This is a genomic window from Paenibacillus sp. FSL W8-0194 (genome assembly GCF_037969745.1).
Classification (GTDB): Bacteria; Bacillota; Bacilli; order Paenibacillales; family Paenibacillaceae; genus Paenibacillus_AQ; species Paenibacillus_AQ cookii.
Window position 1 is genome coordinate 4,719,249 of sequence record NZ_CP150205.1, and the last position, 12,709, is coordinate 4,731,957.

The following is a 12,709-nucleotide window of genomic DNA, read 5'->3' on the forward strand; positions in this document are numbered from 1 at the left end:
GAATTGCCAAAGGAAATCGGCCGTTCGTTCGAACGACTAGCCGCACCGGAATCGCTGCGGGAATTTGCCCGGAATATCGATCTTCACGCCACAGGCAAGACCGGAACCCGTCTTCCTAATAAGAAACGGCCGGGGTGGATCGGATTCGCCGCCGGGGCGGCCGCCGTTTCGCTATTGTTCGTATCGGCTGAGGTGTCTCCTGCGTTTGCCGGCATGATAAAACAAATTCCGGGCGTTTCGGTCGCCGCGTCCTGGCTGGATTCCATCCGCAGCCGGGACGGGGTGGAGAATGCCGCCGTTCATCAGTATACGCCTTTTGAGCCGGTGGCCCAGCAGGTTGGAGATATGAAGGTCACCCTGGCGGACGTGTATCTAACCAGCGACAAGCTGACCTATAAAGCGTTTATCCGGACGGATGGATTGAAGGACCATCTTGCCAAAAATCCTGACGGAAGTCTGGGGCTCGACCGGACGGCGCATTTTTATGCCGTGGAAAGTTTGGATTTCAAGCAGATCGAAGGTAGCGGCAGCAAAGAAGTGATTGCCGATCAAGAGACGGGGGATCCGATTTTGGTCATTTCCGATACCATTGAGCTGAATGCCGAAGAGGTTCGCGCTTTTCTGGCAGGGAATCCCGACACCCTTCATTTCAAGCTGTTTGCCAGCCATGATGCTTCGGGCCGCGAGGCGCAGGAATACGCCATGAATGTGCCGTTTTCCTCGTCCCAATGGATGAAGGATCGAATCATTCCCGTACATCAAAGGCTCGAAATTACGGGGGATCCGGATATCAAAGAACTTGTGCTGGAAAATATCAAGATCACTCCGCTGAATACTTTCGCCGAGCTTCGGCTGGACCAGAGCGCCGATTACGGGCTCGATCTTGATTTGACCGGGGACGCTGTTCGGCTTACGGACGATCATGGCAAGACATACCCCCTCAAGACTTACCGGACGAAGTATCAGCCTGCAAACGAGAACTTTCAACCCGGCGTAATCGAGCTCGCGTTTAATTCCTCTCCTTTTTTTGACGAGACGGTAAAAAGCTTGACGCTGCATATCGGCGATATCAAAGTATCGGACTGGACCAGAAGCGATTCGTTTACCCTTAGCCTGAACGAAAACATGCCGAAGCCGATCCGCTTTAAAGACAAGGAAATGGCCATTGCCCAGGCGCGGTATGCAGATGGTTTTCTGAAGCTTCACGTGCGGCAACCAGAGAAAGATCGCATGAGCGTACGTTTTCGTATACCTACGTTCCAGCCGGAAGGGGAGCTTAGGGACAAGTATTATGGAGAAAAAGCGGATCAAAGAAAAGATCTGCTCGTTCCGGCCGAAGGAACGGATGCCTATGATCTGTCCATTATGGCCCCGCAACAGGAGACTTACGAAATCCGCATGATGCGGGAAACGGATGCCGTTCGAATTGACCGGACGCTGAACATCGATTTGAGTCCATAATATTCTATCGGTCCAATAGATGCCCCAAAAGGACGTTCGCCTAGAACGTCCTTTTTTTCGGGCTTATTTTTGCTCAACGGATTCATCCGAAAAATTCACTCGGTCTTATTCATTTCATGGTTCAACCGATCTATTTTCTCTTCCAATCTTCTCAAGCTTTCTTCCGTGTTTTTCGTATGCTGGATGAGTCTATTTACAAAGCGGTACAATCCAACAAAAAACAGAATTACGATCAACATGAATATGATTTGATATAACGCGGCCGCCCAAGAGAAATTCAAAATATCCGCTCCCTCAACAACTACAGTTTATTTCGCCATTGCAGCATGCATGCTAACTGGTATTTATAGATGAAATCAGACCATGTTCCATATCATATGAATATAAAAAACGCTCTTCCCTCTAACCATCGATCAAACTGTCATTTAATATAACCATTTGGTTTTAGTTTAGTTACCATATTTTTTATATTTTTCGTCCTAATTCATATGAAGATAACAACAATTAATTCAGATTGTTTGTAAAATACTTTTACTTTTGATGCGTTATCCTACAAAATCCCTTAACTCTCTTATATCCACAATCGATGTGTACGGATGTACGCCCATCCTGTTCATCTTCGCGATGTCTCCTTGATAGGATATGAATCGAATCCCCGCGGTCATCGAGGCTTTTCCATCGATCCAAGAGTCGCCTACCGAAATCCATTCCCCGGCTGAAATATCGCTGCACCGATCCAAAATGTAATGAAAGCCGGCAGGCGAAGGTTTTAGGGAGGACATGGTTTCTCTACCGACGACAATATCAAAAAAATGCAATATATCATGATCCCTTAAAGCGGCTTCCGCGGCAATGTTCGAGTTATTCGTCACAACGGCCATACGGTATTTCCCCTTCAACTCTTCCAGAGTTTCAGCAACGCCGTCCTCCAATTCGGCCCCCTTCATGCCTTCCATTTCAAATCTTCTGGGGATCTCCCACATTTCGGCGACCCGTTCCTCCGTCATCCCGCCGGTTTTCGTAGCTTCTTCAATTAAGGTGGAGGTGGTGTGCTTCGATATATCGAGCTGCCGGGAAAGCAGTCCCCGGGAAACCAAAAAATGAAAGGTCTCGAGTTTCATGGCCGCAAAATCAATTTTGGATTTCAATAACGTATTATCCATGTCAAAAATAATGCCTTTGATCTCGTTCAACTTGCAGTTTCCTCCTCTCTTGCAAACGCGGGACTGTGGCGGATGGTCCGAGTTGCGAAAACCTGGAAAAGGCTTTGTGGCCTTTTAAAGTTAAGGCTATGTTAAATTCTAATGTTGGCATTAACCAAAAGAAAACCGCCTTGCTTGAAAGGCGGTTTATTAAGCTATCGTCTCCCGTTTGCTCAATTTCAAACAGTATATGGGTTCATCATGGAAACCTTTTTCAATTTCACCTGCTCATTTTGTTCGCTCTACAGAATACAGAAAAAATTCCATATCTATATTCCTAAAATTCTTAGTATCTTTATCAATAATATTCATACCGTTTCGAACAGCAACTTTTTGAGCGGCTATATTTGTGTCCCTAATAATAGAATAAACCCTATTTGCATTAAGAACTGAAAAAGCGTATTCCTTGCAAGCAATTGCCGCTTCTGTTGCGTAACCTTTGTGCCAATACGCTTTTTGAAACAAAAATCCTATTTCCAAAATTTCTTTTTCTCTCCAGCCTTGCATTGTCAAGCCACATTGACCAATCATTTCGTTTGTTTCTTTTAATACAACAGCCCAAAGTCCAAAACCATATTCTTCATATCTTTTAAGATGTCTGTTAAGCCAATTTTGTGCTTCTTCTAAGTTGAATGCACTTTCATAAGCAGCACGCATTACTTCCTCATCACACAATATTCCGCACAATGCATCATAATCGGACTGCACCATTTCTCTAATTATAAGACGTTTTGTTTCTATCAAAAATCTCCCACCTTTCTATTGTATCAATAACCTTTCAAAAATTCCTTATCCTGCCCCGTTAGCTTAGCAAGAATAAGCAGAAAGCTCGAAGTTTGGTATTCGTTTCGGTTACAGTAAACAGGCACGATTTCACCAACATATTCTTCTTATTCGAAATGAGGTCTTCTCATATTCCTTGCTATCTATAAAAAGAAACCATGCCAAATAATGTTGCAAATATTTGGTGGCAACACCATTAAAGCGGTCCATCCATTTCTTCAAGCGACTGTGGTAACTGTTTACGTTCTGGATATGGTACATACATAACCAAAGTTAAAAATAAGATGGCCCCTTTTTCAGGTGAGCCATCTTATGTGCTTATGTACCTTTATAGCCCCTCAGGGCCTTCCACGATCCCGACCGCCGTATATGGATAATCAATCTGTTTCTTCACAACATCGGCCGCTTCTTTTCCCGCAAACAATTCCGTGATAAATAGTCCTAGATCGATTGATGTTGCGACTCCCCCGGCCGTAATGACGTTGCCATCCTTCACAATCCGGGACGGGATCACCTCTGAACAATAGGGCTCCAACAAGTCATATACATTCGGATGGGTCGTTGCTTTCCTGTCCTTCAAACATCCTGCGGCTCCCCACAACAACGAACCTGTGCATACCGATACTTTGTACTTCACCGGTTCCGCGGTCTTGATCCATTCGATGAATCCGGCATCATCCTTAAGTTTTCGTGTTCCCATTCCTCCCGGAATAAAAACAAGGTCATATTCGGACAAGTCGGGCTGAATGACATTGACCTTTACCTGCATGCCAAGTTCATCCGTTACTTCCCCGGTGACACCGCAAATGTCCCAAGTCGTTCCTTTCGTCTTGTCAAAAAGGTTCAAACGATAAATCACGTCATAAAATCCGACAAAATCAAGGAATGTCACTCCGTTGAACAAAACCAAGGCCATCTTCATCGAACCCACCCTCTCTACATATATTCCCGTGCCTTCAGATCTAATGGTTATCATCGTTACGCCATGCCGTGCCTTGCAAAAAAAGAGCCTTTCAGGCTCCCTTTCAAATCATGCGCTCCATTCAAACCTTCCTCCCGATATAAAGCAGATGCGAAGCAGTACCGAGCGAATAGGGATTTTCGGATTCTTGGATGACGATGTCCAAAACTTGGCGATATGCCTCATCTCCCTGCCGGCGCCAGTAGTCCCACTGTTCCGGTGTCATGGCACCCGCAACGCTGCTCGAGCCGATCAATTTTACGGATTCAAACCCTTGGGACTCCATAAACGGATTTACCTCGGCGATGTCAAAATAATAGGCCCCGGTAAACCGTCCTTCGTCCGCGTGATCGAACGTACCGGTCTGCAAAAACCGGCGGATGCCTTCAACCGTATGGTTCGGTTTCCAATGCTCGGGCTGCATGAGCGAATTCATTAAAAACCTTGTTTTGGACATCACAGCGACAAACACGAGTCCGCCCGGCTTCGTTACCCGATGCAGCTCCTTCACGGCGCTAACTCTGCCCTCTTCCGTCTGCAGATGATACAGCGGCCCAAGCATCAGCGCGGCGTCGACATGTTCATCCGGCAGCATGCTTAAATCCCTGGCGTCGGCGGCATAAAAACCTTCAAACTGATCCAGGACCCCGAATTCCGCGGCTTTCCTTTTGGCGGCGTCCACCGAACTCGGCGTCAAATCCGTCAGCGTCATCCGGTACCCGAGCCTCGCCAGCTCGACCGCATATTTTCCCGGCCCGGCCCCGTTATCCAAAATATGCCCCTGCGGCGGCAACATGCTTTCGATATGATGAAGGTTGATGATAAATTCGATCGGCTCGCGGTCGAGCCGTCCCCATTCGTCGAAACGATCGTAATATGCGATCACTTTATTCATGCGGCTGCCTCCTTTTTTACGTCCCGTTCACCCGCAAATGCCGCGATTCTTGAATCCGTTTTTGGATGTCCTCCAGCATGCGCCGGTATTGCGGCCGATCCGGGTTGATCTTCACGAGCAGCCGGTACGCCCATAATTTCAAATATACCCACATATTCGTTTCGGCCTTGCGCTCATCATAGAAAAAACCTTTTCTCATCTCCAGCCACTCCCCTGGAAAAAAGTTATTTAACCCTTGCCACAACCCTGGCGATGGAAGAGTCGGCCTGAATGTAGAGCGGCATCGCGATGACTTCGAACGAACCGGCCCCTTCCATCCCATCCAAATTCGTCAAATTTTCGATCAGCAAAATGTCGTGCTCAAACAAATACTTATGTACTTCAAACGGAAATTTGTCCGGCGACGGGGTATCCAGGCCGACCAGCTTCACGTTTTTGCGCACGAACAACTCGGCCAGCCCCAGGGTGAGCACCGGATAATCGGTAAAATAATCGCTGTGTCCGTACCGCTTGCCGTGTCCCGTATGCAGCAGCACGATCCCGTGTTCCTTGATGCGTTCTTCGTACGCCGGTTGATACCCGATTTCGCGCTCGCCGCGCACGTTCAGCAAACAACCCTCTCCAATGAACTTATCGGGAGAATATTCGCTGAGATAGACCCGCCGGTCGGTCAAATGCATCGGGCCGTCGATATGGGTTCCGGCATGCATGTTGATGTTCAGTTGATGGTTGTTATAATGGTCCCGCTGCAGCGTTTTGTGCGGCTTGAGTTCCGTTACCGTGTCTCCGGGGTACCCCGGCAAACCGTCTTGGATGAGACGGGACAACTCGATGTATTTCATTGGACGTAAGCTCCTTCCGCTCCCGTTACCAACCGAATTTCTCCTTGATCATCCGAGCGACGGTTTCCGGACCGAGACGGGTATTGTTGATCCGCAGATAATGGGAGTGCGTGATTTCTCCTTCCAGTGAGTTCAGCCGATAATTCTCCATCGAATCCAGCAGGTCCCGCTCGGAGAATTCCAGATCGCGTTTGGTCGGTTTGTGGGCCAATCGGTGAGGGCTTTTGTTCCGGGCAAGACGCTCGTTTACATCCGCTTCCAGCTCGACGTAATAGACCGTACCGCCCTGCTCTTCGAAAATACCGCTGATGTGCTTGATGTAATCCCAATCGCTCGGCAAATCAAATGCCCATACAAACGTAAAAATCAGCCCGGCCAAATCGCTTTTGGCCACCTCCTCGAAAATTTCCTGGCGGAACAGCCCGACCAGCCGTTTCCCGGGAGCCGATCCGTAGCTGAAAAAGTTGGAAACGAGGTCAATCGTCATATGGTTGTGGAACAGCTTTAAATCCGTGATTTTGGCGAGCTCCTGCCCCACCGTCATTTTTCCGACGGCCTGCGGCCCGAATATAATGACCAACTTCATGCGTGCGCACCTCCTTTACTTTAATCTTTTTACCCGGTACCAATAGGAATAGATTTAGGCGGTAACCGAGCTTTTCGTACAACCTGTGGGCGGGCGGATTATGCCGAAGAACCTGAAGGTAGCTTTGCGTTGCCCCGTTTTCTTTTGCCCATCTCAACATGTTCCGGATCAGCTGCTCGCCGTATCCCCGGTTCCGGTGCTGCTCGGACGTGACGATATCAAACAAACCGACCATATGGTCCTCGATGACGCCGATGCCGCAGGCAACGGGAACGGCCCCTTCATACAGCGTAAAACATCCGGTTTGCAGCACCGTACCGGACAGCATTTTCGCGGTGACGGCAAGATCATGCTCCGACAGCTTGGGATTCAGTCTTGCCAAGGTCTCCAGCCATGCGGAAGTCGGCGCTGCGAACACTTCGGCGTCCGTGAGAAGCGGTTTTGCCGATCCGTCCAGATCCTCCAAGAACATGTTGCAGGAAGGGTCGACAAGCGTATATCCTCCGGATTCAAGCGCCCGGTCCAATGAAGGAGGACCAAACGACGTGACTTTAAACACGGCCGGCAGCCCCGCCTTAGCGTACAACTCCTCGCATTTGGCGATTTTCCGTTCAAGGCGTTCTTCGTCCCGGTTGTACAGCGCGTTCACGGAATTGGACCGTTTCGTATACCCGTCGGCAAAGCGGAGCAGCCATCCGTCATAGACCAGCGTTTGCAGCGCGGGCCAGGCATTAAGCGAGTATTCTTCGATCTGCAGTTGCAACGGGGCCACCCCTTTCAAAGTAATTGGTAGCATCATACAACAGGATGGCAAACCTGCTCAAGCATTATTTTGGGTCAACGTCCGCAGCCCAGTTTCCGTTCCGGAACAGCGCCTCCATCGTCCCGTCCTCCAGTTCGGCGTCGATTCGGAGTTCAGGCGACCCGATCATAAAATCCTCGTGAAACGGGCTGACGTTTGCGCCGCTGAGGAGCAGTTCTTCTTTCGAGTAACCCGTACCGTTGGTCATATTGGTCGGATACGCGTTTCCTAAGGCAAAATGGCAAGAGGCATTTTCGTCGATGCCGATGTTGTAAAACAGCCTGCCGGTATTCGAGATCGGGGAATCGTAAGGAACCAGCGCCACTTCGCCGAGATACCGGGCCCCTTCATCCGATTCCAGGAAACGTTTCAGCGTTTCATAGCCGGCTTCGGCGGCGAAATCCGTGACCCGGCCTTCCTTGAAGGTCAAGCTGAAGCGATCCACGATCTGTCCGTTCAGCAAAAACGGTTTGGTGCCGGCCACTACGCCGTTGGTTCCGGTCCGCAGCGGCATGGTGTACACCTCTTCCGTCGGCATGTTCGCCACAAACGGAAAACCCGCCTGCGTGAGCTGTCCGCCGCCTGCCCAAATATGATCCGGATGAAGTTCCACCGTCAGGTCCGTCCCGGGGGCTTGGTAATGAAGTCTGCGGTAACGCTTGGCGTTCAGGAGATCCGCCCTCCGTTTAAGGGCCTCCATATGCTCCCGCCAGGCCTTGACCGGATCAACCTCTCCAATGCGGCTCATGGAAAAGATCGCTTCCCATAATGCCGACACCCGGCTTTCGCTCAGCAATTCCGGATACGCCGCATCCGCCCAGGCCCGGGTCGGCACATTGACGATGCACCAGTTCAAATAGTTGCTCCGCACATACCCCAGATAGGTTTGCCGGGCTGCGGCGGCAGCTCTGCGGGAAGCGGAAAGCTTTGCCGGATCCACCCCGTCGTACAGATTCGGATCCTCTCCATCCAGCAGAAGAACGGCACCGCCGGATTCGGCTAGCTGTTCCATCGAGGAAGCGACCCATGTCGGATAATAGTCGAAGGTAGCCTCCTCCGCTTCATCAAAACGCAGCCGCGTTGATACCTCGTCCTGCCATGCAACCTGGACATACCTGGCTCCGGCACGATAGGCTTGCTTAACGACGAGGCGCGTGAATTCGATCGTTTCGATCGGCGATTCGATGTACAGGACCTGCCCGGCCCGCAGGTTCACGCCTACCTGAATCAGCAGCCTGGCGTAGTCCTCAAGTTTTTGTTCGAATGTTTTCAAATCCATCCCTCTTCCATGGTTTAATTCAAAAAGCGGATATGCTTGATTTGCGTCATGATCCTGTCGTATTTCTTGCGCAAGTTGCCGCGCGGATCGGGCAGCAACGGAATGTTGACCGCTGCCGCAATGGTCTCCGCCACTTCGGAAATCGTCATGTCGTCCGTCTGCAGCTGCCGTTCGAATGCGGGAAGGGAAAGCCCTTCGATGCAGCGGTCGATCTGCCGGGCGGCCCAGGAACGGCCGTTTTCTCCGCGGCTCCGCAGCCTTTTCAGCAGCGTCTCCCTGCCGGCGCAAAGCGCAAAATGATGAACGGCGATCCCGTCCCGCCTCAATCTGCCGACAATGTCGTCAAAATATTCCGGATTCACGATCGTCATCGGAATGATCAGCGTTCCGTCGTATTCCTCGTGGATGTATTTGATCATGCCATAGTTCGTGTCGCGCCACGCCTTGTGGTCCTGAAAATCGCTTTTGGCCATGGGTTTGGGGACGTTTTTGCGTATAAAATAGCCCGCGTTCTCCGGATCATAGATGTACGAATTCGGAATCCGCCGGTGAAGCTCATGCGCCGTTTGCGTCTTTCCCGCGCCGAACGCGCCGTTTACCCAAATGATCAATCTTGTTCACCTCATCCATCGCTATTCCAAATATAACTTCAACGATTCCCCTTCAATGACGATGGCGGTCAGTCCCTGCTCCGTTTGCGTCTCATGCCATTCGCCCGCTTCCCAATAAGCGGCACTGCCGGCCTGAATGGGCATCTCCTCGTTTTCGCTCCCTCTGACGACGCCTTCGCCGCTCACAACCAGAAATAACTGCGGCATCGTCGCTTGATGGTACCCCACGACGCCGCCGGGACCAAGATGCATGCATCCCGTCTGCAATTCGCCCGAACTGCTTAAAATGCGGGTCATAACAAGATGCCGGCTGCCGTATGCGTTGATGGTTTTTCCTTTTTCGCTGCCGAAGTGATATATGTTCACGCTATCCGCTCCCTTTGCTGCGCAAATTAATTCCCGCGCTTCACGTCGGCCACCATGGTGATCGACGTATCCACGACGCCTACGTCCGTAAAACCGAAACGCCGATAAAGCTTGACCGCCGCCTCGTTATTGGGGTCAACGCTGAGCGATACCCGGGAAATCCCTCTTTTCCGGAGTTCATCGAAAAGCGCCTTCATGAGCGCCGTCCCGATGCCCTGCCCCCGATAAGATCGCGAAATCGCCATGCCGAGCTCCGGCACGTCCGGGCCGACATAACCATATCCCCGGTTGCTTTCGTCAAACAAACGCGCCGTGATCGTCCCCATCGGCTGTCCGTCATCCGTGACGGCGATCCATCCGATGTCGCCCGGACGCCCCCAATGCTCCGCGTATTTGGCGATCGCCGGGTCCTGCAGAATCTCCCTTCCGAACGGTTTTCCGCCTTCCGGGACATAAAGCGATTCATACAGCATATCCCACATGAAAGGGACATCCCGCTCCGCAATGGGTCTGATCGTGTAATTCATCGCCGCCCCTCCTTTTTTGGCTTGTTTTTCCTTTTTCGAGGCCTTACACGATCATAACAAATGCCTTGGGATAAAAATAGCCTTAAACGAAGCAGAAAAACGCCTACTCTTCTTCCCCATAAAGTGAAAACCTGAGCCCGATGGCCGTCCCGCGATTCTTTGATGGCCACATGGCTGCCTAAACGGCCCTTGCACATATAAAATACAAAGGCTGGCGAGCAAAAAAAAACGCCCGTTCCCTGTACGTTAGGGTTCGAACGTTTTGCCGGGCCGCGTGCCGTCGCTTTTTCGTCGTTGGCCATTTATTCGATGGCTTCGCCGAATATTTCCTGCCGCATGATCCTCACGATTTCTTTGGCACTCCATCAAGCTCTTTGATCAAATATAAAACCAGGTCGTCATCGACCATGACGCTTTCGCCCGGCTTCACCTTTACGTTTTTATAGGTCAAACCCTGCCCGTCCAATACGTACCCGCGTTTCGTATACATCCGCTGTGCGTTTCCGTAATCCTCGTACAAGCCGACGCCAAGGCCGATTCGGGAATACTCCCTTGCCGCGATGCGCTCGAACTCGTCAAACATACGGCTGGCGATGCCTTTGCGCCGGAATTCCGGGAATACGTTCAAGTCGTTAATCTCCGGAATGCGCCGTTCCTGAAAATACGGATATTTGGACTGATAAATGAGATGGCAGCATCCGGCCAATTCCTCTCCGCAAAAAGCCATCAGCGTAACCCGCTTCCCTTCCCGGTTCTCCTGCAGGCAGCGCTCGAAATAATCCCCCTGCCGGTACCAGCCGTAGCGGGTAAACTCCTGATTCAGCATCTCCGCCTCCGACGGATCGGTTAACGGCTTTATCGTAATAACGTCACTCATTCGATCACCTCATATCGGCTTTGCATGTGGGCAGTCCCATGGTTAGCCGCTTATTTTTCCAAAATGACAAGCGAATACGCTCCGGTAGTCTGGCCCGTGCCCATCGGTTTTTGGCTGTGTACCTTCCACCCTTCGGACAGCAGCCGGTTCAGCTCGTCGAGGTTATTCCGTTTTTCCGTCCAAAAGTAGAGGATAAATGCTTTCTGCATGCCGTTTCCCTCCTTCGCCATCATGTATATGCTGTGAACCGCCTTAATCACTTCCATATGCCGACAAAAATCCCTTTAAAATTGCATCATGAAAGATATGGCCCGGTGGACTGGAGATGGAGGATCGGCCAACCTCTTTCAGAGAGCCCGCCATGATAAAAAAGGCCGAGGGCTGCACACCCGACGATGCCGCAAGCCTTCAGCCTTTTTTAACTTGATGATATGGATCAAATGACAGCAGGTTTCAAAACATCAGTTACTTCAGTCCGCGATGCATCGCGTCAAGCAATTGATGGGTGTCGTCGCAGCCGTATTCCCAGAACATGATGCCTGCCAGGCCGTTGTCTTTGACATAGCCGCATTTATGCCCGATCGACTCCTCGTCGTCATAGGAAATGAGACTCGAACCGTTGAACAAGTACGGCGCGCGCGCCTCTTCGTCCCAATAACGGGTGTAGCCGTTTTTGTTGATATATTCTCTCGTGAGCGTCCCGAAATCCGGTCCGTACCCGCCGGTCGTGCCGGCCATTTGGTGCAGCCCGTTGTTGCGGTCCGGCACTTGATGCCAGACGCGGGAGTAAAAAGCGGCCCCGATGACGATTTTCTCCTTCGGCACGCCTGCGCGCATAAACATCTTCACGGAGGCGTCCGTGCTGATGCGGAACAAATCTCCCGTCGGCGTGTACAGGTTCGTGTGGTGACCGGTCAGCACCTGAAATCCGCCGCGCATATCATAGGTCATCAACTGAACGAAATCGAGATATTTCTGCACCTCGTCCATTTCGGTGCCGTCCACGTAATATTGGTCCGCGCCCGCCGCAATGGTCAGCAGGTAATGGCGTCCGTCTTCCGCGCCTTTGCGGTCCAGCGCCTCGCGGATCGTCTGGAGCAGCAGCGTAAAATTCCTTTTGTCGTCCGGGCTGGACGCGATTTCGGCTTCCCCGTAACACGGATATTCCCAATCCAGGTCGATCCCGTCGAACGGATGGTCCACGATGGCTTGAACCGCCGACTCCGCCATGCTTTGTCTTCCCGCTTCGGTCGAAGCCGCTTCGGAGAAACCTCCGGCGCTCCAGCCGCCGACGGACAAAACGATGTTCAGCTCCGGATGCTCGTCCTTGATCTTCCGCAACACGGCCGCGTTTTTCAGATGGGCCGTCGAAATCCGGCCGTCCACGACATGGCCGAAAGCCACGTTGAGATGGGTCAATTTCATGAGGTCTTCCCGCGTCATGTCAGGAAGCTTGGCGTCGACGGCGTAACCCGCGACGATATATTTTTTCTCGGTCATTCGATTTCACTCCGATT

At 51.3% G+C, this 12,709-nt stretch carries 16 protein-coding genes and 1 pseudogene; 1 reads left to right on the forward strand and 16 read right to left on the reverse strand.

From position 1 onward, the window contains the following. Positions 1 to 3 precede the first annotated feature (3 nt). Complete coding sequence (locus tag MKY58_RS21470) at positions 4 to 1,461, forward strand: DUF4179 domain-containing protein (RefSeq protein WP_339322022.1); 1,458 nt, start codon at positions 4 to 6, stop codon at positions 1,459 to 1,461. 545 nt (positions 1,462 to 2,006) lie between these two features. Here MKY58_RS21470 and MKY58_RS21475 read toward each other — a convergent pair. The 16 genes and pseudogenes from MKY58_RS21475 to MKY58_RS21550 form a co-directional block, all read right to left on the reverse strand. Next, a complete protein-coding gene (locus MKY58_RS21475) occupies positions 2,007 to 2,654 on the reverse strand; it encodes an HAD-IA family hydrolase (RefSeq protein WP_339322023.1) in 648 nt (215 codons plus the stop codon). Positions 2,655 to 2,891: 237 nt separating this feature from the next. Then, positions 2,892 to 3,407 carry a GNAT family N-acetyltransferase gene (locus MKY58_RS21480; protein WP_028612721.1) on the reverse strand — a complete coding sequence of 172 codons (516 nt, stop codon included), beginning with the start codon at positions 3,405 to 3,407 and terminating at the stop codon, positions 2,892 to 2,894. Positions 3,408 to 3,465: 58 nt separating this feature from the next. Beyond that, positions 3,466 to 3,707: pseudogene (locus tag MKY58_RS21485) on the reverse strand (IS1595 family transposase); the annotation flags it as partial. 67 nt (positions 3,708 to 3,774) lie between these two features. Continuing rightward, positions 3,775 to 4,368: a DJ-1/PfpI family protein gene (locus tag MKY58_RS21490; RefSeq protein ID WP_339322024.1), complete on the reverse strand. Its 594-nt coding sequence runs from the start codon at positions 4,366 to 4,368 to the stop codon at positions 3,775 to 3,777. A 121-nt stretch (positions 4,369 to 4,489) separates the two neighbouring features. Beyond that, complete coding sequence (locus tag MKY58_RS21495; RefSeq protein ID WP_339322025.1) at positions 4,490 to 5,302, reverse strand: class I SAM-dependent methyltransferase; 813 nt, start codon at positions 5,300 to 5,302, stop codon at positions 4,490 to 4,492. A gap of 16 nt (positions 5,303 to 5,318) precedes the next feature. Next, positions 5,319 to 5,501, reverse strand: a complete 183-nt coding sequence (locus tag MKY58_RS21500; RefSeq protein WP_339322026.1) for a hypothetical protein — start codon at positions 5,499 to 5,501, stop codon at positions 5,319 to 5,321. A gap of 25 nt (positions 5,502 to 5,526) precedes the next feature. Continuing rightward, entirely contained in the window at positions 5,527 to 6,144 is a 618-nt protein-coding gene (locus MKY58_RS21505; protein WP_339322027.1) for a cyclase family protein, read from the reverse strand. Positions 6,145 to 6,169: 25 nt separating this feature from the next. Then, a complete protein-coding gene (locus tag MKY58_RS21510) occupies positions 6,170 to 6,730 on the reverse strand; it encodes an AAA family ATPase (RefSeq protein WP_339322028.1) in 561 nt (186 codons plus the stop codon). Continuing rightward, the gene (locus MKY58_RS21515) at positions 6,621 to 7,493 is read right to left on the reverse strand and encodes a GNAT family N-acetyltransferase (RefSeq protein ID WP_339322029.1); all 873 of its coding nucleotides are present in this window, start codon (positions 7,491 to 7,493) and stop codon (positions 6,621 to 6,623) included. The genes MKY58_RS21510 and MKY58_RS21515 overlap by 110 nt, the downstream gene beginning before the upstream one ends. Positions 7,494 to 7,557: 64 nt before the next feature. Beyond that, the gene (locus MKY58_RS21520) at positions 7,558 to 8,805 is read right to left on the reverse strand and encodes an aminopeptidase (RefSeq protein ID WP_339322030.1); all 1,248 of its coding nucleotides are present in this window, start codon (positions 8,803 to 8,805) and stop codon (positions 7,558 to 7,560) included. Between the two features lie 20 nt (positions 8,806 to 8,825). Further along, complete coding sequence (locus MKY58_RS21525) at positions 8,826 to 9,422, reverse strand: AAA family ATPase (RefSeq protein ID WP_339322031.1); 597 nt, start codon at positions 9,420 to 9,422, stop codon at positions 8,826 to 8,828. 21 nt (positions 9,423 to 9,443) lie between these two features. After that, positions 9,444 to 9,788 carry a cupin domain-containing protein gene (locus MKY58_RS21530; RefSeq protein ID WP_339322032.1) on the reverse strand — a complete coding sequence of 115 codons (345 nt, stop codon included), beginning with the start codon at positions 9,786 to 9,788 and terminating at the stop codon, positions 9,444 to 9,446. 26 nt (positions 9,789 to 9,814) lie between these two features. Continuing rightward, a complete protein-coding gene (locus tag MKY58_RS21535) occupies positions 9,815 to 10,315 on the reverse strand; it encodes a GNAT family N-acetyltransferase (RefSeq protein WP_339322033.1) in 501 nt (166 codons plus the stop codon). A 343-nt stretch (positions 10,316 to 10,658) separates the two neighbouring features. Next, positions 10,659 to 11,192 carry a GNAT family N-acetyltransferase gene (locus MKY58_RS21540; RefSeq protein WP_339322034.1) on the reverse strand — a complete coding sequence of 178 codons (534 nt, stop codon included), beginning with the start codon at positions 11,190 to 11,192 and terminating at the stop codon, positions 10,659 to 10,661. A gap of 50 nt (positions 11,193 to 11,242) precedes the next feature. Further along, positions 11,243 to 11,401 carry a hypothetical protein gene (locus MKY58_RS21545; protein ID WP_156124707.1) on the reverse strand — a complete coding sequence of 53 codons (159 nt, stop codon included), beginning with the start codon at positions 11,399 to 11,401 and terminating at the stop codon, positions 11,243 to 11,245. Positions 11,402 to 11,657: 256 nt separating this feature from the next. After that, complete coding sequence (locus MKY58_RS21550) at positions 11,658 to 12,692, reverse strand: glycoside hydrolase family 18 protein (protein WP_212949207.1); 1,035 nt, start codon at positions 12,690 to 12,692, stop codon at positions 11,658 to 11,660. Between the last annotated feature and the right edge of the window lie 17 nt (positions 12,693 to 12,709).

What these genes read in the sequence shown, in the direction of transcription:
- MKY58_RS21495 (WP_339322025.1), bottom strand. Translation starts at nt 5,302, where the DNA reads ATGAATAAAGTGATCGCATATTACGATCGTTTCGACGAATGGGGACGG.
- MKY58_RS21500 (WP_339322026.1), bottom strand. Translation starts at nt 5,501, where the DNA reads ATGAGAAAAGGTTTTTTCTATGATGAGCGCAAGGCCGAAACGAATATG.
- MKY58_RS21510 (WP_339322028.1), bottom strand. Translation starts at nt 6,730, where the DNA reads ATGAAGTTGGTCATTATATTCGGGCCGCAGGCCGTCGGAAAAATGACG.
- MKY58_RS21550 (WP_212949207.1), bottom strand. Translation starts at nt 12,692, where the DNA reads ATGACCGAGAAAAAATATATCGTCGCGGGTTACGCCGTCGACGCCAAG.
- MKY58_RS21545 (WP_156124707.1), bottom strand. Translation starts at nt 11,401, where the DNA reads ATGCAGAAAGCATTTATCCTCTACTTTTGGACGGAAAAACGGAATAAC.
- MKY58_RS21505 (WP_339322027.1), bottom strand. Translation starts at nt 6,144, where the DNA reads ATGAAATACATCGAGTTGTCCCGTCTCATCCAAGACGGTTTGCCGGGG.
- MKY58_RS21540 (WP_339322034.1), bottom strand. Translation starts at nt 11,192, where the DNA reads ATGAGTGACGTTATTACGATAAAGCCGTTAACCGATCCGTCGGAGGCG.
- MKY58_RS21490 (WP_339322024.1), bottom strand. Translation starts at nt 4,368, where the DNA reads ATGAAGATGGCCTTGGTTTTGTTCAACGGAGTGACATTCCTTGATTTT.
- MKY58_RS21535 (WP_339322033.1), bottom strand. Translation starts at nt 10,315, where the DNA reads ATGAATTACACGATCAGACCCATTGCGGAGCGGGATGTCCCTTTCATG.